At 66.7% G+C, this 18,474-nt stretch carries 11 protein-coding genes; 4 read left to right on the top strand and 7 right to left on the bottom strand.

From position 1 onward, the window contains the following. Nucleotides 1-254 precede the first annotated feature (254 nt). On the bottom strand, nucleotides 255-3,227 hold the full coding sequence (locus F8197_RS29355; RefSeq protein ID WP_373996751.1) for a PAS domain S-box protein: 2,973 nt from the start codon (nucleotides 3,225-3,227) through the stop codon (nucleotides 255-257). Nucleotides 3,228-3,395: 168 nt separating this feature from the next. Here F8197_RS29355 and fur point away from each other — a divergent pair, with 168 nt between their 5' ends. Continuing rightward, on the top strand, nucleotides 3,396-3,848 hold the full coding sequence (fur, locus tag F8197_RS01470) for a ferric iron uptake transcriptional regulator (RefSeq protein ID WP_152879418.1): 453 nt from the start codon (nucleotides 3,396-3,398) through the stop codon (nucleotides 3,846-3,848). Between the two features lie 120 nt (nucleotides 3,849-3,968). Here the strand turns inward: fur and F8197_RS01465 are convergent, their stop codons facing one another. The 4 genes from F8197_RS01465 to F8197_RS01450 all read right to left on the bottom strand — a co-directional run bounded on the left by F8197_RS01465 (nucleotide 3,969) and on the right by F8197_RS01450 (nucleotide 8,525). After that, nucleotides 3,969-5,936, bottom strand: a complete 1,968-nt coding sequence (locus F8197_RS01465; protein ID WP_152879416.1) for a bifunctional diguanylate cyclase/phosphodiesterase — start codon at nucleotides 5,934-5,936, stop codon at nucleotides 3,969-3,971. A 3-nt stretch (nucleotides 5,937-5,939) separates the two neighbouring features. Further along, a complete protein-coding gene (locus tag F8197_RS01460) occupies nucleotides 5,940-6,341 on the bottom strand; it encodes a response regulator transcription factor (protein WP_056146271.1) in 402 nt (133 codons plus the stop codon). Nucleotides 6,342-6,450: 109 nt separating this feature from the next. After that, nucleotides 6,451-7,071, bottom strand: a complete 621-nt coding sequence (locus F8197_RS01455; protein ID WP_152879414.1) for a response regulator transcription factor — start codon at nucleotides 7,069-7,071, stop codon at nucleotides 6,451-6,453. Beyond that, complete coding sequence (locus F8197_RS01450) at nucleotides 7,068-8,525, bottom strand: sensor histidine kinase (protein ID WP_193333301.1); 1,458 nt, start codon at nucleotides 8,523-8,525, stop codon at nucleotides 7,068-7,070. Before F8197_RS01450 ends, F8197_RS01455 begins: the two co-directional genes overlap by 4 nt. 179 nt (nucleotides 8,526-8,704) lie before the next feature. On the opposite strand from F8197_RS01450, the gene F8197_RS01445 reads away from it, so the two are divergent. From F8197_RS01445 to F8197_RS01435, 3 genes are all read left to right on the top strand, one after another. After that, entirely contained in the window at nucleotides 8,705-10,150 is a 1,446-nt protein-coding gene (locus F8197_RS01445; protein WP_152879410.1) for a PLP-dependent aminotransferase family protein, read from the top strand. Between the two features lie 104 nt (nucleotides 10,151-10,254). Next, a complete protein-coding gene (locus F8197_RS01440; RefSeq protein ID WP_152879408.1) occupies nucleotides 10,255-11,910 on the top strand; it encodes a methyl-accepting chemotaxis protein in 1,656 nt (551 codons plus the stop codon). Further along, a complete protein-coding gene (locus tag F8197_RS01435; protein ID WP_152879406.1) occupies nucleotides 11,907-13,244 on the top strand; it encodes an EAL domain-containing response regulator in 1,338 nt (445 codons plus the stop codon). Before F8197_RS01440 ends, F8197_RS01435 begins: the two co-directional genes overlap by 4 nt. Before the next feature lie 16 nt (nucleotides 13,245-13,260). Here the strand turns inward: F8197_RS01435 and F8197_RS01430 are convergent, their stop codons facing one another. Then, nucleotides 13,261-15,630: an FdhF/YdeP family oxidoreductase gene (locus tag F8197_RS01430; RefSeq protein WP_152879404.1), complete on the bottom strand. Its 2,370-nt coding sequence runs from the start codon at nucleotides 15,628-15,630 to the stop codon at nucleotides 13,261-13,263. 96 nt (nucleotides 15,631-15,726) lie between these two features. Further along, nucleotides 15,727-18,441 (bottom strand): EAL domain-containing protein, encoded by a 2,715-nt coding sequence (locus F8197_RS28725; protein ID WP_152879402.1) that lies wholly within the window; start codon nucleotides 18,439-18,441, stop codon nucleotides 15,727-15,729. Nucleotides 18,442-18,474: the final 33 nt, after the last annotated feature.

Raw genomic sequence — 18,474 nt, 5'->3', positions numbered from 1 at the left:
GGGCGGGCCCGGACGGGCGTCTGCACTAACTAAAAAAATGGGGGGCAGGAAATTCGGACGGGCCGCATCAATGCGGCCCTGCGCAACCAGCCGAAGCCGGGCGCGATGAGGTGTTACCAGCACTACCCAATGGCCAATTTCATGCCATACGGAAATATACCAAAGATTCTCACCAAAAACCACCAATTGTTTGATAGAAATACACCAATAGTTACTTTGTATTACTAAATTAGCGCGGGTTTTGGCACCCCTGGTCAGGTGCGTTCCAGCGCTTCCACCAGTTGCTCGATGCTGAACGGCTTGAGCAGCAATTGCGCGCCATCGAGCATGGATCTCGGCGTCTGACCGCTGGCGAAAATCACCCGCAGGCCTGGTCGCAACGCCAGCGCGCGCGCGGCCAGTACCTCGCCCGACAGGTCGGGCAGCGAAATATCGGTGAGCATGATGTCGAACTCGCCCCCGTCCAGCGCGGCCAGGGCGCTGGAAGCGTCGCCGCAGGCGGTGACCTGATGGCCCAGCAGTTCGAGCAGTTCGGCGGTGGTCTCGCGCAGTTCCGGTTCGTCCTCCACCAGCAGGATGCGGCGGCCGGCGTCCCGGTGGCCGGCATCCCGGTGCCCGCCATCCGGCTGCCCTGCAGGCTCGCCGGGCAGCCGATCAGGAGCCATCGTTGCCGTTGCAGAGGTAGCCGCCATGTCGGTCGTATCCGCCGACGTATCGGCCGCTTCGCCAGCTTCCGCCAGTTCGGCATGTTCAGCCATTTCCGGCGCTTCGACCACCTCCGTCCTGCGCGTCAGCTGGGCCAGCATCGCCGCTGCCGGTTGCGCCGTCAGTTGCGCCGCGTGCTGGCGGTTGGCCAGGACATGGCGCACCTTGCGCGCCAGCGCTTCGCGGGTGTACGGCTTGCCCAGCAAGTCCACGCCGGCGTCGAGCCGGCCGCCGTGGACGATGGCGTTCTCGGTGTACCCGGACGTAAACAGCACCGCAATGCCGGGCAGGCGTTCGCGCGCCTTGCGCGCCAGTTCGGGACTGCGCAACGGGCCGGGCATCACCACGTCGGTAAACAGCAGGTCGATCGGCATGCCGCTGTCGATGATGGACAGGGCGCTGGCGGCGTCGTTTGCCTTTAAAACCCGGTAACCGAGTTCGCCCAGCATTTCGACCACGGTGGCGCGCACGCCTTCGTCATCTTCGGCCACCAGGATGGTCTCCTGGCCGCCGACCACGGCGCGCGTTTCCGGCGGCGCCGGGGCGTCCTCGATATCGGTGGAGCGCGGCAGGTACAGCTTGACCGTGGTGCCGCAACCGGGCTCGCTGTAGATCTGCACGTGGCCACCGGACTGGCGCACGAAGCCATACACCATCGACAGTCCCAGGCCGCTGCCCTTGCCTTCGGGCTTGGTGGAAAAGAACGGGTCGAAGGCCTGCGCCATGATCTCGGGCGACATGCCGGTGCCGGTGTCGCTGACGGCGATCATCACGTACTGGCCCGGAGACAGTTCCGGGTGGTTCCGTGCGTAGTGGTCGTCGAGCATGGCGTTGCCCACCTCGATGGTGAGCTTGCCCACGCCGTCCATGGCGTCGCGCGCGTTGATACACAGGTTGAGCACTGCGTTTTCCACCTGGGCGGTATCGACCAGCGTGTTCCACAAGCCGCCCGAGATCACGGTTTCCACCTCGATTTCCTCGCCCAGGCTGCGCCGCAGCATGTCTTCCATGCCGGCGATGAAGCGGCCGATGCGCACCACGCGCGGATCGAGCGCCTGGCGCCGGCCAAACGCCAGCAGGTAGCTGGCCAGCTTGGCGCCACGGGTAACGCCGGCCAGCGCCTGCTCCACGCGGCGCTGGGCGCGCGACATGTCGGCCACGTCGGCAGCCAGCAGTTGCAGGTTGCCGGAGATGACCTGCAACAGGTTATTGAAGTCGTGCGCCACGCCGCCCGTGAGCTTGCCGATAGCTTCCATCTTCTGCGCCTGCTGCAATTTGAGCGACGTGCGGCGCATCTCTTCGGCAGCCGCCCGTTCCGCCGTCATGTCGCGGCCCACGGCGTGGATAAAGCCCTCGTCCGGCACGGCGGTCCAGGACAGGATGGCATGGCCGCCGCCCTTGCGCAGCGTGCGGTTCTCGAATTTGAAGGTGCTGTGGCCCTGCGCCAGCGAGTCCATTTCGGCAATCGACGACTGGGCGTCGTCCGGGTGGATGATCTTGTGGATCGAGGTACCGATGATTTCCGCCTCGTCCCAGCCCAGCAGGCGGGTAAAGGCCGGATTGGCGGCGGTGATCCAGCCGTCGAGCGTGGTCACCAGCATGACATCGGTGGCGTGGCGCCACATGCGGTCGCGCTCCGCCGTGCGCTCGGCCACTTGCAGCTGCAATTTGCTGGCGGTGGCTTTCTGGTCCTCGATATCGGTGCTGGTGCCTACCCAGCGCTGCACCACGCCGTTGTCGTCGATGATGGGCATGGCGCGCACGATATGCCAGCGCCAGGCGCCGTCCGCGCGGCGGATCCGGTATTCGACCTCGAAATTCTGCGCGGTGGCGACCGAGGCGCGCCAGGCAGCGGCCACCTTCTCGCTGTCGTCGGCGTGGACGATGACGGTCCAGGCATCGCCGGTCAACTGGCCGGGCTGGGTGCCGGAATAGCGGTACACCTGCTCGTTGAACCAGTTAAGCGAACCGTCGGCGTCGGCCGACCACACCTGACTGGGAATCGCCTGGGCCAGGGTACGGAAGGTGTTTTCGCTGGCGCGCAGCTGCTGCTCGGCGCGGATCTTGTCGGTGGTGTCCACCACCACCACCAGCACCCCGAACGGCTTGCCCGCTTCGTCCAGGATCGGTGCGTAGTCGAGGTTCATCCACACCTGCTCCGGTTTGCCGGAGCGCAGCAACGTCATTTCCTGGTCCTTGTACGCCAGCGTGCCGCCGGCCAGCGCCACCCGGATCACGTAGTCGTTATGCTCGGCCACCTCGGGCCATGACTCGCGCACGTTGGAACCGAGCGACATCGGGTGGCGGCGGCCGGCAAACTCGGAATAGCCGTCGTTATAGATCATCACACCGTCCTCGCCCAGCAGCGCCACCATCGGCAGCGTGGACCGCAACATGGTCGACACGGTGGTCTTGAGCGATTGCGGCCAGGTGTCGATGGCGCCCAGCGCGGTACTGGCCCAGTCGTAGTAGGCGATGATCTGCGCGATATGGCCGCCGCCGTTGAGGAAGGGATAGTTCACGAGGTTACTGGCTTGTATGCGGTAAGGAACGGAGACCGACGATTATAGGACGTCGCCGCCCGAAAAAGGTGGTGCGCAAGCCAATCGTACGTTGCAGAGGAAACAAATACCCGCTATAGTGCGAATAAGAATCATTATCATTTCTTAGGACTGTTGACGACCAACCGCATGGATATTCCACAAGAACTCCGTAAACTGGGCCTCAAGGCCACCCTGCCCCGCCTGCGCATCCTGCAGCTCTTCCAGGAATCGAAGTCCAAGCACATGAATGCCGACGATGTCTATCGGCTGCTGCATGACGAGGGCATCGACATGGGACTGGCCACCGTGTACCGGGTGCTGATGCAGTTTGCCGATGCCGGCATCCTGATCCGCCGCCATTTCGAATCGGTCGCCTCGGTCTTCGAACTCAATGAAGGCGGCCACCACGACCACCTGATCTGCACCAATTGCGGCAAGATGGAGGAATTCCTCGACGCCGAAATCGAGCAGCGCCAGGAAGCCGTGGCCCGCGAACGCAACTTCGTGCTGCACGAGCACTCGCTGTCGCTGTACGGTTTTTGCGGCGACTGCGCCGACACATTAAAGCCTGGCATGGGCAAACGCTTCCGCCGCAACTGAACGCCTGAAAAACCTCCAGCGCGGCGTTGCAGCGCCTTGCCGTACTGGCGTACTGTCTTCGTTGCAGCTCCTTGCTCTGGAGGTTTTGTCAGGGCGTTCAGTTGACGCGATGGAGCGCTTTTACGCCGCCTGCAGCTGCAGGCCGTCCTCGATAAACCGCCGCGCCATCGCGGCGGGCAGTGGGCGGGCGTAGCAATAGCCCTGGATTTCGTCGCAGCGCCAGGCGGCCAGCATGGTGCGCTGCTGTTCCGTCTCCACGCCTTCGGCGATCACGGTCAGCCCCAGGCTGTGACCGAGGCTGATGGTGGCCTGGACGATCGTGCTTTGCTCGCTCACGGTGTGCATATTGCGCACGAACGACTGGTCGATCTTGAGCTTGTGGATCGGGAAGCGCGACAGGTACGCCAGGCTGGAATAGCCGGTGCCGAAATCGTCGATGGCCAGTTTCAACCCCAGGCCACGCAGCCGCTGCAGCAGCGCAATCGCCATTTCGGCGTTTTCCACCATCACGCTCTCGGTGATTTCCAGCTCGATCGACGAAGGCTCCACGCCGGTGGCGGCCAGCACGCTCTCCAGGTGCGCCAGGAAGCCCGGTGCGGCAAACTGGCGCGGCGAGATGTTGATCGCCACCTGCACCGCCTGGCCGGTCTCGCGGTGCCATTCGGCGGCCTGTCGGCAGCCCTCCTCGATCACCCATTTACCGATCGGCACGATCAGGCCCGATTCCTCCGCCATGGGAATGAAATCGGCCGGCGATATCAGCTGCCCCATGCGGCGCCAGCGCAGCAGCGCCTCGAAGCCCACCAGGCGGCCGTCGCGCAGGCCTTGCTGCGGCTGGTAATGCAGTTCCAGTTCGTCGCGTTCGATGGCGTGGCGCAGCAGCGCTTCCATGTCCAGCCGCTCGCCGGTTTGCGCCGTCAGCTCCGGGCCATAAGTGACCAGGCTGTCGCCGCCGGCCTTGCGCGCCGCCTGTAACGCGGCGTCGGCATGGCGCAGCAGCGCCTGCGGCGACTGGCCGTGCAGCGGATAGCTGGCCGCGCCCAGGCTCAATGTGGTGAAAATCTCGTGGCCTTCGCAGTCGTAGGGATTGCGCACTTCCTCGCGCAGGCCGGCCAGCGCCAGCTCGAATTCCACGCTGTCGCAGCCCACCCGGTACAGGATGGCGAAGTTGGCGCCGTCGAGGCGGAACACTTCACCGCCGCTGCGCTCGGCCGCCAGCCGCAAACGGACCGCCAGTCCCACCATCACGCGGTCGCCGAAAGCGTGGCCGAAGCCGCCGATAATGCGCGAAAAGCGGTCGATGGTGCCCAGTACCACGGCGTGGCGGCCGCTGCTCGCGGGCTGGGCGGCCAGCGTGTGCAGCCTGGCCTCGAAGGCGCGGCGGTGCGGCAGTCCGGTGAGCGGGTCGTGGCCGGCCAGGTGTTTGAGTTCATCCTCCACCCGCACCCGTGCCCGGACGTGGTACAGCAGGAACAGGCCTGTGAGCACGGCCAGCACATCGAAAATGTGGATCAGCGCGGTGATCGAGGAAATGCTGCGGCCAGCCAGCGTGCCGTTGTCGTACAGCGCTTCCTGGACCCGCAGCTGCATCGCATCGACTTGCGTGCGCAGCGCCTTGACGTCGTCGTTCATCGTCACCAGCAGGCGGCGCGCGGCCTCGGAATGCGCATCGGCTTTGGCATCGGTATCGGCGCCCACCAGGCGCTCGAATTCGGGCGCCATGGCGACGATGCGCAGGGTGCCGTCGCGCAATACGCCCAGCTCCGGGCCATCGCCCAGGCTGGGCCGCAGTTGCCCCAGTGTGGAATCGAGTTCGCTGCGGCCCATGCGTTCCAGGAAGCGGAAGCGGTCCGGCGTAATCGACTCCGTGTATCGTTTATCGAACGCCAGCTGGTACCGCAGCAGCGCACTCTCGAAATCGCCGAGGTAGCGCAGCTGCGGGATGATCACAGTGAGCAGCGGCGTCTCGTTGCGGCGGATGGTGTTGGCGGTCCTCTCCATCGCCGCCGACAGCGCGAGGCTGGCAGCGATAACCAGCAGCAGCATGATGTATATGACATGGCGCGAACGGCTGGCGGAGGGGTGCATCGCTTACTCCAGTGGAGGGGTGGGTTCGGCGCCGCTGGCCTGGCGCAGGCAGCGCAGCAGCGCATTGGCCTCGAATGGTTTGCTCAGGAAGCAGCTGGCGCCGCCCGACAGCGCGCGCTTGCGCAGCGTCGCTTCCGGGAAGGCGGTCATCAGGATCAGCGGCAGCGCATTGCCCTGGCGGCGCAGCTGCTCGAGCAGCTCGATACCGCTCATGCCGGGCATTTGCAGGTCGGTGATCACGCAGTGGTAGCCGCCCAACGCCTCGTTGGCCAGCAGTGCGCCGGCCGAATCGTAGGCATGGGCCGAGTAGCCGTAGGAGCGCAGCAGGCTGCGCAAGGCCACCCGCACCGACTCGTCGTCGTCAACGATGGCAATATTGGAAAAATCTGGATCTGGTTGAAACACTAAGTACTCCCATGTTCGAACGGCGGCTAGCGGCCGTCCAGCGCATGGGAGAACAATACCGGTCCGGGCAGGATCCCGGAATCATACATGGGTATGAGAGGGGCGGTGCTCAGGCCAGCCCCAGCGCCTCGGCCATGCGTACCAGGTCGGCAAAGGTTTTCGCTTCCATCTTGCGCATGGCGTTGCCGCGATGGATCTTGACCGTGATTTCGCTGGTGCCCACCTCGCCGGCGATCTGCTTGTTCATCAGGCCGCGGGCGGCCAGCGCCATGATTTCGCGTTCGCGCGGGGTGAGCGTGGCGTAGCGCGCGGTGACCGCGTGCAGGGCCTGGTCGCGGCTGCGGCGCGCGCTGTCCGCTTGCAGCGCCACGTTGATGGCGTCGAGCAGGTCCTGGTCGCGGAACGGCTTGGCCAGAAAGTCGATGGCGCCCGCCTTCATGGCCCGCACCGACATCGGAATATCGCCATGGCCGGTCATGAAGATCACCGGCAGCGGCACGCCCTCGCGATTGAGGTCAGCCTGGAAATCGAGCCCGCTTACGCCCTGCAGACGTACATCAAGCAGCAAGCAGCTGGTGACATCCACGGGCGGCACGGCCAGGAACGCCGCCACCGACGGGTAGGCAGCCACCCGCATGCCCACGGAACGCAGCAGGCTGCCGATGGCGTCGCGCAGCAGCGCGTCGTCGTCCACCAGGTAGATCAGCGGTTCGATGTCAGGGGGATTCATGCAGCATCCATGGCAGGCAGGGAAACCACGATGGTAGCACCGGCCGGGGCGTCAGCTTCAGGTTCGACGGCCCAGATGCGGCCACCGTGGGTTTCGATGATGGAGCGGCAGATCGGCAGGCCCATGCCCATGCCATCGGGCTTGGTGCTGTAAAAGGCTTCGAACAGGCGCGGCATCTCGGCGGGCGGGATGCCGGGACCGGTATCGGTCACGCCCAGCCATAGCGTGTCGTCGGCGCGGCGCTCGGTGCGCAGCGTGAGCACGGCCTGGCCGGACGGGCAATGGTGCATGGCCTGGATGGCGTTCATCAGCAGGTTGATGATCACCTGCTGCAGCTGCACGCGGTCGCCGTTGACCGGCGGCAGGCCGGCCTCCAGTTCGAGCACCAGCGCCACCCGGTGGTTATTGAGTTCACGCCGCACCAGGTCCACGCTCTCCTCGGCCAGCAGGTTCAGGTCCACTCCCAGGTGCTGCGGGTCGCTGCGGCGCGCCAGCGCGCGGATGCGCTTGATCACGCCGGTGGCGCGGGCGCTCGCTTCGAGAATGGCGTTGACGGTGTAGCGCGCTTCTTCCAGGTCCGGTTGCGGACGGTTCATCCAGCGCAGACAGGCCTCGCCGTTGGTGGAAATGGCGGCCAGCGGCTGGTTCACTTCGTGCGCGATGGATGCGGCGAGTTCGCCGAGCATGGTGACGCGGGTGGCGTGCTGCAACTGCACCTGCGAGTTGTGCAAGGCGTGCTCTGATACGACGGCGGCGGTGACGTCGGTAATCGAACCGAGATATTCGCAGTCGCCATCGCGCGAAAACAGCGGTTCGGCCAGCACCTGCACATACTTGATCGAGCCGTCAGTCATCACCAGGCGATGGCGCAGATCGACGCTGCCCAGGCACTCGATGCAGCGGTCGAACGCCGCGCGCACCATCACGCGGTCGTCTGGCGCGGTGCGCGCCAGTATCAGGTCGATGGTGGGAGTAATGTCGGGCGCGTAGTCGAAAATACGTGCGGCCTCGTCGGACCAGAACATGTCGCCGCCCGGGGTCTTGATGCTGAAACTGCCGGTTTTGCTGATACGCTGGGAGCCGGCCAGGAAAGCCTGGCTGCGGCGCAGCGCCTTTTCGCGCGCCAGCAGCGCGTTGGTGGCTTCCTGGCCGCGCAGCACCAGGAAGGTGGCGATGCCGATGGCGGACATGCTGACCACCATGCGCCCTACCGCCGCGACCGAAAACACGTCGAGATGGGTGACCACGTATGACAGCGCGGTGGCCACCAGGCATGCGCCGCAAGTCCACAGCACGCCGCGCCGCTGCCATACGCTGGCCGACAACAGCACCACCACCACGTACAGCACGGCGATGGCGACATCGAGCGGCGTGAAGGTGTCGAGGATGAAAATCAGCAGCGTGCTGAGGATCAGCAGTGTGGAAAGCAGCGGTGTTCTGGCGTCCCGACGCATCTTCAACCTTGTCATTATCATAGTAATCCACGGGATTATAAGGTGTAACCAATGGTTTGCTCCCCTATACTTCGGTATAGGTAAAACGTCACCAAAAGCCCGCCGTTAGCAACCAAAGTATAATATCCGGTAACTTCCGGTTGGCATAAGCTGTGTTCATTGCCATCTCGGAGAACGCCTTGAAACTGTATGAGACGCTGGCGGCGGACATCGCCGGACAGATCGCCCAGGGCGTAATCCGCGAGGGCGAACGCATTCCTTCGGTGCGCCATACCAGCCAGCACCACAACCTCAGCGTCTCCACCGTGATCCGCGCCTTTCTGCTGCTCGAGAGCCAGGGCGTGATCGAAAGCCGGCCGCAATCAGGCTACTTCGTGCGCCGTCGCCCGCCCGGCGCGGCGCTGCCCTCGACTGCCCCGCTGCCGCCGGCGCCGGCCGAGGTGGCGCGCGCGCCATCGCTCGACATCAGCGCGCTGGTGCTCACCACCCTGCGCTCGATCGACCAGGGCAGCGTGCCGTTCGGCTCCCCCTACCCCGATCCCGCGCTGTTCCCGTGGGCGCGCCTCAATCACTACGCCACCAGCATCGGGCGCCGCAGCGGCGGGCGCATGCCGCTGTCGGACCTCCCGCCCGGCAACCCGGAACTGATACGCCAGATCGCCCGCCGTCACCTGGACAACGGGCTGGCTGTCGATGCCTCCGAAATCATCGTCACTGCCGGCGCCACCGAAGCCATCAACCTGTGCCTGCAAGCAGTGGCGCGGCCGGGCGCCGCCATCGCGGTGGAAACGCCCACCTATTACGCGCTGCTGCAGGCAGTCAGAAGACTCGGTATGCGGGTGCTGGAAATCGCCACCGATCCGCAACGGGGAATCGACCTGGCGGCGCTGGAACGCGCCATCGAGACGGACGATGTGGCAGCGTGCGTGGTGATGCCCAACTTCCAGAACCCGCTGGGCTTCCGCATGCCGGAGGAATGCCAGCGCGCGCTGGTGGACCTGCTGGCGCGCCACGATCTGCCGGTGATCGAGAACGATGTCTATCACGAGCTGTATTACGGCGACAGCCATCCGGCAAGCCTCAAGCACTTCGACACGCACGGCCTGGTCATGCACTGCAATTCGTTCTCCAAGAGCCTGACCAACGGCTGGCGCATCGGCTGGACCCTGCCCGGGCGCTGCCACGCGCAAGTGGAAAGGCTCAAGTTCCTCAACTCCCCCAGCATGCCGTCGCTGCCGCAACTGGCGATCGCCGAATACCTGCGCACCGACGGTTACGACTACCACCTGCGGCGGGTGCGCAAAACCCTGGCACAGCAGGCCAGCATCATGGCGGCGGCCGTGCTGCGCTTTTTCCCCGACGGCACCAGCGTCTCGACACCCGCCGGCGGCTACCTGCTGTGGGTCGGTCTGCCGCCCGGCGTGCAGGCGCTGGAACTGTATGCGCGCGCGCAGGAACGCGGCATCAGCCTGGCCGCCGGCGACATGTTCGCCGCCAGCGGCGCCTGGCGCCACCACATCCGCCTGAACTACAGCTATCCGTGGAACCCGGCAATGGAAGCGGCAGTGCGCACGCTGGGCCTGGTCGCGGGCGAGTTGATGGAGCCATTGCGTCGCAGCGGCTGACTTTTCGCACAACTGTACTCCCCCGCCATGGCGCGATCTGTAGCCATGGCGCGGCAGCGCGCGGCCCTATCCTGTAGCCTTCCACACCACCGCACAGGTCCCCCATGAAAATCTCCCGCATCAAGGTCGCCAACCTGCTCATGGCCGGCTTCGGCCTGATGTGCCTCCTGCTGGCCGCCGTCATCGCGCTGGCGCTGCAGGAGCAGGCCAAGCTCAATGCCGCCACTGCCGGCATGGCCGATGACCGCTGGCCCAAGATCGAACTGGCCACCGGCGTGCGCCTGCGCGTGACGGACATCGCGGTCTCGCTGCGCAACATCATGCTCAGCGACGACGCCGGCGTGCGCATGCAGGAGATCGACAACATCCACGGCTACCGGCGCGACATCGAAGCAGCCATCGCCCAGCTGGACCGCCGCGTGGTCACCCCGTCGGGTCGCACCGCGCTGGCCCGGGTACGCAACGCCTACGATGGCTACACGGCCGGCCAGGAGCGCCTGATCTCGCTCGAACAGGCGGACCGCAACGCCGAAGCCAACACCTTGCTCAACACCGAACTCAAAGCCATGCTGCAAGCGTGCCGCGCTGCGCTGGCAACCCAGATCGACAACGAGGTAGCCCTGATGCGCCAGGCCCGCGAAGACGCGGCGCACGCCTACACCCGCAACCGCGCCACCATGCTGGGACTGGGCCTGGCGGCGCTGCTGCTCTCGGGCGCCGCCGCTGCGCTGATCATCATGCGCCTGCGCCGCGCGCTCGGCGGCGAACCTGACCAGGCCGCGCACACCGCCGCCCGCATCGCCGAGGGCGACCTGAGCGCCGCCATCACGCTGCGTCCAGGCGACCAGGTGAGCATGCTGTATGAAATGGAGCGCATGCGCGCCAGCCTGGGGACACTGGTGGCGCAGGTGCGCGCCGACACCGACCTGATTGCCGCCGCCTACACCCAGATCGCCAGCGGCAACCTCGATCTGTCGGCGCGCACCGAGCAGCAGGCGGCCAGCCTGCAGGAGACGGCGGCGGCGATGGAACAGCTGACCGTCACCGTGCAGCAGAACGCCGACCATGCGCGGCGCGCCAGCGACATGGCGCAACACGCCTCGCAAGCCGCCGGCAAGGGCGGCGCGGCGGTGGCCGCCGTCAGCGACCGCATGGCGGCGATTCGCGCCTCGTCGGCGCAGATGGCCGACATCGTCGGCATCATCGACGCCCTCGCCTTCCAGACCAATATCCTCGCGCTCAATGCGGCGGTGGAGGCGGCGCGCGCCGGCGAACAGGGGCGCGGCTTCGCGGTGGTGGCTGGCGAAGTGCGGCAACTGGCGCACCGCTCGGCCGACGCCGCGCGCCAGGTAGGTGCGCTGATCAAGGCCTCGGTAGCGCAAGCCGATGCCGGCGGCGAGCAAGTGCGCGCTGCCGACGTCGCGATGCAGGAGATCGTGACCGGCGTGGCGCGGGTAGCCGACCTGCTCGGCCAGATCCGCCACGCCAGCGCAGAACAACACCAGGGTATCGCCGCCTGCAGCGACGCCGTGGTGCAGATGGACCAGGGCACGCAGCAGAACGCCGCGCTAGTGGAGCAAGTGGCCGCCGCAGCGCAGTCGCTGCAGGAGCAGTCGGTGCGGCTGGCGCAGGCGGTGGGCCGCTTCCGCATCGCCGATCCGCGCCGGGTGCCCGCAACTGAACCGGCAACCTCAGCGGCAACGTCGGCGACAACGCCGTCGCTGCGGCTGGCGGGCCGGCTGCAACGGAGCGCAGCATGAGCCTCGCGCCCGGCCAGCACTCGCTGCGGGTGGTCGTCATCGACGGCGACCGGCGCGCCTGCGAGGCCACCATTGCGTTGTGCCGCCAATGCGGCGTGCGCGTCAACGGCTGGGCGCATGACGGCACGACCGGGCTGGAACTGGTTGAATCGCTGCCGGCTGCCCCCGACCTGGTGATCCTCGACCTGCACCTGCCCGACATGGACGGCGCCGACCTGCTGCTGGCGCTGTCGATGCTGGCCCCAGCCACCAGCGTAGTGATTTGCAGCGCCGTGTGCGAACGGATCCAGGACGCGGCGCTCACACTGGCATCCACACTGGGCTTGCGGGCGCTGGGCGCGGTGCCCAAGCCGGCGCAGGCAACCGCACTGCAGGCCGCAATCCGCGCTTGCACCCACGACGGCCCTACCACGCCGCCACCGCCACGCCGGGAAGTACCGCACACGCGGACGGCGTTGGCGGTGGATGCAGCGCAGGTGCACGATGCCATCCGCAGCGACCAGTTCGAACTGCACTACCAGCCCAAGGTAGCGCTGCAAGGCACAAGGGCCCAGTTGCAAGGAGCGGAAGCGCTGCTGCGCTGGCGCCTGCCGGGCCAGGGCCTGCTGGCGCCGTGCGCCTTCCTGCCGCAGCTGGAAGCGGCCGGCATGATGGACCAGGTGACAATGGAAGTGGTGCGCCTGGCGCTGCAAGACTGGCAGGCCTGGAACCGCGCCGGCCTGGCGCTGCCGCTGTCGATTAATCTGTCGCCGCTGTCATTGACCGACCCGCACCTGGCCAGTGAACTGATCGCCGCCGTCGCGCGCGCCTGCATCCCGCCCACTTACCTCACTTTCGAGATCGTCGAATATGCCGAGGTGGCCGACCTGGCCACCGCGCTGCGCATGCTGATCAAGCTGCGCCTGCACGGCTTCGGGCTGTCGCTGGACGACTACGGCGCCGGCCATGCGTCGATGCTGCGGCTGGCGCGCTTTCCGTTCAGCGAACTGAAACTGGATCGCCAACTGGTGCACGGGGCGTGGCAGCGCCCGCACGTCAAGCCGCTCCTGCGCCACGCGATCGCCACCGCGCGCGAGTTGGGCGTGACGTCGGTTGCGGAGGGGATCGAAACGGTGGAGGATATGACGCTGCTGCGCGAACTCGGTTGCGACCAGGCGCAGGGCTACCTGGTGGCGCGGCCGATGCCGGCCGAGGCCATGCCCGACTGGCACCTGGACCGGTTGCGCGCCAGCGCCCATGCGCCGGCCTTGCGCCAGGAAACGACGCAAGGCCGGGTATTGCAGCTGCGCCGCCCGGCCTCATTCTCTGCGCCGGGCGGCGATCGCAAACGGTAACGCGGCTGGCAAGAAGTTATCGCCCGCCGCCGGCAGGCATGGCGCCCGGCGACAGCAGCACGGGGATCGATTTCGACGTGGGCGTGCCGGCGCCGTCGGCCACGCTGGCCAGCGGCACCAGGCCGTTGGTCTCCGGGTAGTAGGCGCCCAGGCAGCCGCGCGGGATGTCGTAGGCCACCAGCATGAAGCCGTCGGCGCGGCGCACCGTTTCAAGCTCGGCCCCTTCGGCGCCTTCCACCCACACGCTGCGCACATCGACCCAGTCGCCCGCCTTCATGCCCAGCATGTCGAGGTCGGCCTGGTTGATGAAGATCACGCGGCGCATGCCGAACACGCCGCGATAGCGGTCGTCCAGCGCATAGATGGTGGTGTTGTACTGGTCGTGTGAACGGGTGGTCATCATCACCATCAGCTTGTCGCCATGACGCCGGCGCGCCCGCGCAATCGGCGTATCGACCGCCACCGCGTGCGGGATGAAAGTGGCCTTGCCGCTGGCGGTGCGCCATTTCAGCTGGCGCGGTCCCACCGGCAGGTGGAAGCCGCCCGGCGCCGCGATACGCTCGTTGTAGTCGTGGAAGTCGTCGAACACCAGCGCGATATCGTCGCGGATGCGGGCATAGTCGTCGCGGTACGTGTTCCAGGCAAGGCTGTCGCGGCCCACGCCAGGACCTGAGCCCAGCGTGGCTTCAGCCATGCGCGCCACGATCGCCACTTCCGAGAGCAGGTCCGGCGACGCCGGCTGGTTGATGCCGTACGAGACGTGAACCATGCTCATCGAGTCTTCCACCGTCACGCCTTGCGGCACGCCCTGGCGTTCATCGATCTCGGTACGGCCCAGCGTGGGCAGGATCAGCGCTGCGCGACCGTGCACCAGGTGGCTGCGATTGAGCTTGGTGGTGATGTTCACGGTCAGCGCGCACGAGCGCAGCGCAGCGTACGTCACCTCGGTGTCGGGCGTGGCGACGGCGAAATTGCCGCCCAGGCCCACGAACACTTTCACTTTTTGTGCAGCCATGGCGGCGATGGTGGCCACCACGTCCAGCCCGTGGTGGCGCGGCTGCTCGAAGCCGAACACCTGTTCCATGCGGTCGAGGAAGGCGTCTGTCGGCCGCTCCTCGATGCCAACCGTGCGGTTGCCCTGCACATTGGAGTGGCCGCGCACCGGGCACAGGCCCGCGCCCAGGCGGCCGATATTCCCGCGCATGAGCATCAGGTTGGCCAGCATCTGGATGGTTGCCACGGAGTTCTTGTGCTGGGTGATGCCCATGCCCCAGGTGGCGATCACGCGCTCGCCTTTGGCGTACACCTGCGCCAGCTGTTCGATGGTGGCGCGGGGCACGCCCGATTCGGCCAGCAGCACGTCCCAGCTTTCGGCCCGCAGGTCGGCGGTAAAGGCATCGAAGCCGGTCGTATGCTCGGCGATGAAGGCCACGTCCAGCACCCGCGCGGCGTTCGCCGCGACTGCCGCGTCGTCGAGTTCCAGCACGCGCTTGGCCAGCGCCTTGATCAGCGCGAAGTCGCCGCCCACGCGCGGTTGCAGGAACAGCGAGGCGATCGGGGTGCTCGACAGGGTGATCATTTCCACCGGATCCTGCGGGCTGGCAAAGCGTTCCAGGCCGCGCTCGCGCAACGGGTTGATCGACACGATGGTGGCGCCGCGCCGGGCGCAGTCGCGCAGTTCGCCCAGCATGCGCGGATGGTTGGTGGCGGGGTTCTGGCCGAAGATCATGATCACGTCGGCATGCTCGAAATCCTCGAGCACCACCGTGCCCTTGCCCACGCCCACGGAGGCCGGCAGGCCCCGGCTGGTCGCCTCGTGGCACATATTCGAGCAATCAGGGAAGTTGTTGGTGCCGTAGGCGCGCGCAAACAGCTGGTACAGGAAGGCTGCCTCGTTGCTGGCGCGGCCCGACGTGTAGAACGCCGCCTGGTCGGGGTGGGCTAGCGCCTTGAGTTCGCGCGCCACCAGGGCGAATGCATCGTCCCACGACACCGGCACGTAATGGTCGGTGGCGGCGTCGTAGCGCATCGGCGCGGTCAGGCGGCCATGTTGTTCGAGTTCGTAGTCCGACTGCGCCAGCAGCTCGGTCACGCTGTAGCGGCTGAACAAGTCGTTGGTCACGCGCTTGCTGGTGGCCTCCGCCGCCACCGCCTTGACGCCGTTCTCGCAAAATTCGAAGGTGGAACTGTGTTCGCGGTCGGGCCAGGCGCAGCCGGGGCAATCGAAGCCGTCGGGCTGGTTCTGGGCGAACAGGGTGCCGTACTTGCCGGCGGCGACGCGTTCGCGCCACAGGTTGAGGGCCACGTATTTGAGCGCCCCCCACCCCGCCGCCGGGTGGGTGTACGGCTCGATCCGGCCCGCAGCTTCAGTGTGTTTGGTACCCATGTCGTCGATGCTCCTGTAAAAATCGGTGGTTCCAGCTTACCTGCCCGTGCGCCGCCATGGCGGATACAATTCGCCTGCGCGGCGACGGGCACAGTCCTATGCTACCAGCGCGTTGCAATCGGCGGGCGACGCCAGCGGCAGCTCCACCAGCGGCGCCGCGCGGCCGAACAGGTGGCCCTGGAAGGTATTGCAGCCGATGGCCTCCAGCGCCGACCATTGTTCGCGGCTTTCCACGCCCTCGGCCACCACGTCGAGCTCCATGCTATAGGCCAGCGTGACGATGGCGCGCACGATGCTCGAGGCATGGCGCGTATGCAGCATGTCGTGCACGAACGAGCGGTCGATCTTGAGCTGGTCGATCGGCAGCAGCTTGAGGTAGCTGAGCGAACTATAGCCGGTACCGAAGTCGTCGAGCGAAAAACCCACGCCGTGCGCCTTCAGGGTGGTCATGCGGGCGATCACCTCGTCCATGTCGGCCAGCAGCATGCTCTCGGTCAGTTCCAGCTTGAGCAGGCGCGGATCGGCGCCAGTCTGCTCCAGCACGCGCAGCACCTGCTCGACGAAATGCTGCTGGCGGAACTGGCGCGCGCTGACATTGACCGCCATGGTCAGATGGGCCGTATCGGCGCAGCCGGACCACGCCACCAGTTGGGCGCACGCCTGTTCCAGCACCCACGCGCCCAGTTCCAGGATCAGGCCGGATTTTTCGGCCTGCGGAATGAAGTCGCCGGGGCCGGTCAGGCCGCGTCGCGGGCGGTTCCAGCGCAGCAGCGCCTCCACGCCCTTGACGCGGCCATCCACGTCCACCACCGGCTGGTAGTACAACTGGAACTGGCCGCCTGCCAGCGCGAAGCGCAGGTCGTTTTCCAGCGATGCCGAGGCGTCGAGCGCGACCTGCATGCGCGGGTCGAAGAAGCGGAAGGTGGCGCGGCCGGCCGCCTTGGCCTCGTACATCGCCATGTCGGCCTGGCGCAGCAGGTCGTTGATGGTGTGGTGCTCCTGGCAGAACAGCACCACGCCGATGCTGGGGGTGCTGAGCAGCTCGTGGCCGTCCAGCAGGTAACAGCGGCTCAGCGCCTCCAGCACCTTGCCGGCCACCGAGGCGGCGTTGTCGAGCGCAGCCTGTTGCTGGGTGCCCAGGTCTTCGAGCAGGATCACGAATTCGTCGCCGCCCAGGCGCGCCACGGTGTCGGTTTCGCGCGTGACTTCCTGCAGGCGGAAGGCCACCATTTCCAGCAGGCGGTCGCCCATGTCGTGGCCCATGGTGTCGTTGAGCGACTTGAAGTTGTCGAGATCGACGAACAGCACGGCGCCGTGGCTGGCGCTACGCCCGGCCTTGGCAATGGCGTGGTGCAGGCGGTCGAGCAGCAGGCGGCGGTTGGGCAGGTTGGTCAGGCCGTCATAGAACGCCAGGTGGGCGATTTCCGCTTCCGCCAGCTTGCGGGCGCTGATGTCCATGCGGGTGCCCAGCATGCGCAGCGGGGTGCTGTCCGGCGCGCGGTCCACCACCCTGCCCCGGCTTTGCAGCCACACCCAGTGGCCGGCGCGGTGGCGCATGCGGTATTCGGCCTCGTACGAGCGGCTGCTGTCGGCCAGGTGCGCGGCCAGCGCGGCATCCAGGCCCGGCATATCGTCGGCATGCACCAGCGGACGCCAGTCGAGCAGCACGCGGTTCTGTTCTTCCAGCGTGTAGCCCAGCATGGCCGCCGAGCGCGCATCGACGCTGCGCACGTCGGCCACCATGTCCCACTCCCACAGGCCCAGGTTGGCGCCGTTCAGGGCCAGCTCCACTTTTTCGGCGGCGGCGGCCTGCTCGTCAGCGCGCAACCGCGCCAGGTCGTCGAGCGCCTGGCGGCGGCGGTGCACCAGCGCCAGCGTGCCGGTGGCGCACAGCGCGAACAGCAGCCAGGCCAGCGCGCTGGACCAGGCCATGCTGCGCCAACCCTGGGCGATCATGGCGGGATCGCGCCCCAGGCTCACTACCAGCGTGTGGTCCAGCCCCAGCCCGCCCATGAACATGGTGCGTTGAACCACCAGGCGCGGTGCGCCATGGGCATCCAGGCCGTCGAAGGCGGTGTCGGCGCGGCCGCTGCGCTGGTGGCGCGTGAAGAACGGATCGGGCAAAGTAAGCGCGCGCCGCATCGCCGCCGGATCGGCCGGCACGTACAGGATGCGGCGACCGCTGTCCTCGATGATGGCGCTGTTCATGTCCGGCGCATACAGGGCCGAGCGCATCACGGCGTCGAAATATTCGGGGTTGAGAATGGCGATCACGGCGCCGTTGTTGGTGCCGTCGGCGTGCATCAGCGCCATCGACAGCTTGATGTTGAAGACGCCGGGCGTGTTTTCGTAGGGCTGCGACAGGTACAGGGTGTCGGCGTCGCGCATGGCGGCGACCTTGCTGGTGTAGTTGCTGTCGTCGAGGCGCACGTCGCGCAGGTCGTCGTCGGAGCTGACGATGGCGCCATGGCGGTCCACCACCAGCAGCGCGCGCACGCCGGGCATGGCGCGCTTGAGCGACTGCAGCAGCAGACGGCGGCAGTCGGCAGTGCACATGCCATTGGCGCGGAAGGCGTCGCGCGTGCTGTCGAGCGCACTGCGCACGCCCTCGAACTGGCGGCTGAGGTTTTCGTCGATGATCAGGGTTTGCAGCCGCATGCGTTCGATGTTGGAGGCGATCAGCAGCGCGCGCTCGTTCCAGATGAAGTAACCCATCATCAGCGCGCTCACCAGCAGCACGGAACACAACACCAGCCATTCAGCTTTTACCGTGCGCAGCACGGGCAGCTTTTTATCGTTATGCACGAACATGTTCTCTCCTGAGTGGCAAACAGCAGGACGGCG

This window comes from Duganella sp. FT27W (assembly GCF_009295655.1).
Classification (GTDB): Bacteria; Pseudomonadota; Gammaproteobacteria; order Burkholderiales; family Burkholderiaceae_D; genus Rugamonas; species Rugamonas zoogloeoides.
This window is presented reverse-complemented; position numbering and strand designations above follow the sequence as displayed.

Coding starts and splice junctions, on each gene's coding strand:
- F8197_RS28725 (WP_152879402.1), bottom strand. CDS start 18,441: ATGTTCGTGCATAACGATAAAAAGCTGCCCGTGCTGCGCACGGTAAAA.
- F8197_RS01435 (WP_152879406.1), top strand. CDS start 11,907: ATGAGCCTCGCGCCCGGCCAGCACTCGCTGCGGGTGGTCGTCATCGAC.
- F8197_RS01430 (WP_152879404.1), bottom strand. CDS start 15,630: ATGGGTACCAAACACACTGAAGCTGCGGGCCGGATCGAGCCGTACACC.
- F8197_RS01455 (WP_152879414.1), bottom strand. CDS start 7,071: ATGAATCCCCCTGACATCGAACCGCTGATCTACCTGGTGGACGACGAC.
- fur (WP_152879418.1), top strand. CDS start 3,396: ATGGATATTCCACAAGAACTCCGTAAACTGGGCCTCAAGGCCACCCTG.
- F8197_RS01440 (WP_152879408.1), top strand. CDS start 10,255: ATGAAAATCTCCCGCATCAAGGTCGCCAACCTGCTCATGGCCGGCTTC.
- F8197_RS01465 (WP_152879416.1), bottom strand. CDS start 5,936: ATGCACCCCTCCGCCAGCCGTTCGCGCCATGTCATATACATCATGCTG.
- F8197_RS01450 (WP_193333301.1), bottom strand. CDS start 8,525: ATGCGTCGGGACGCCAGAACACCGCTGCTTTCCACACTGCTGATCCTC.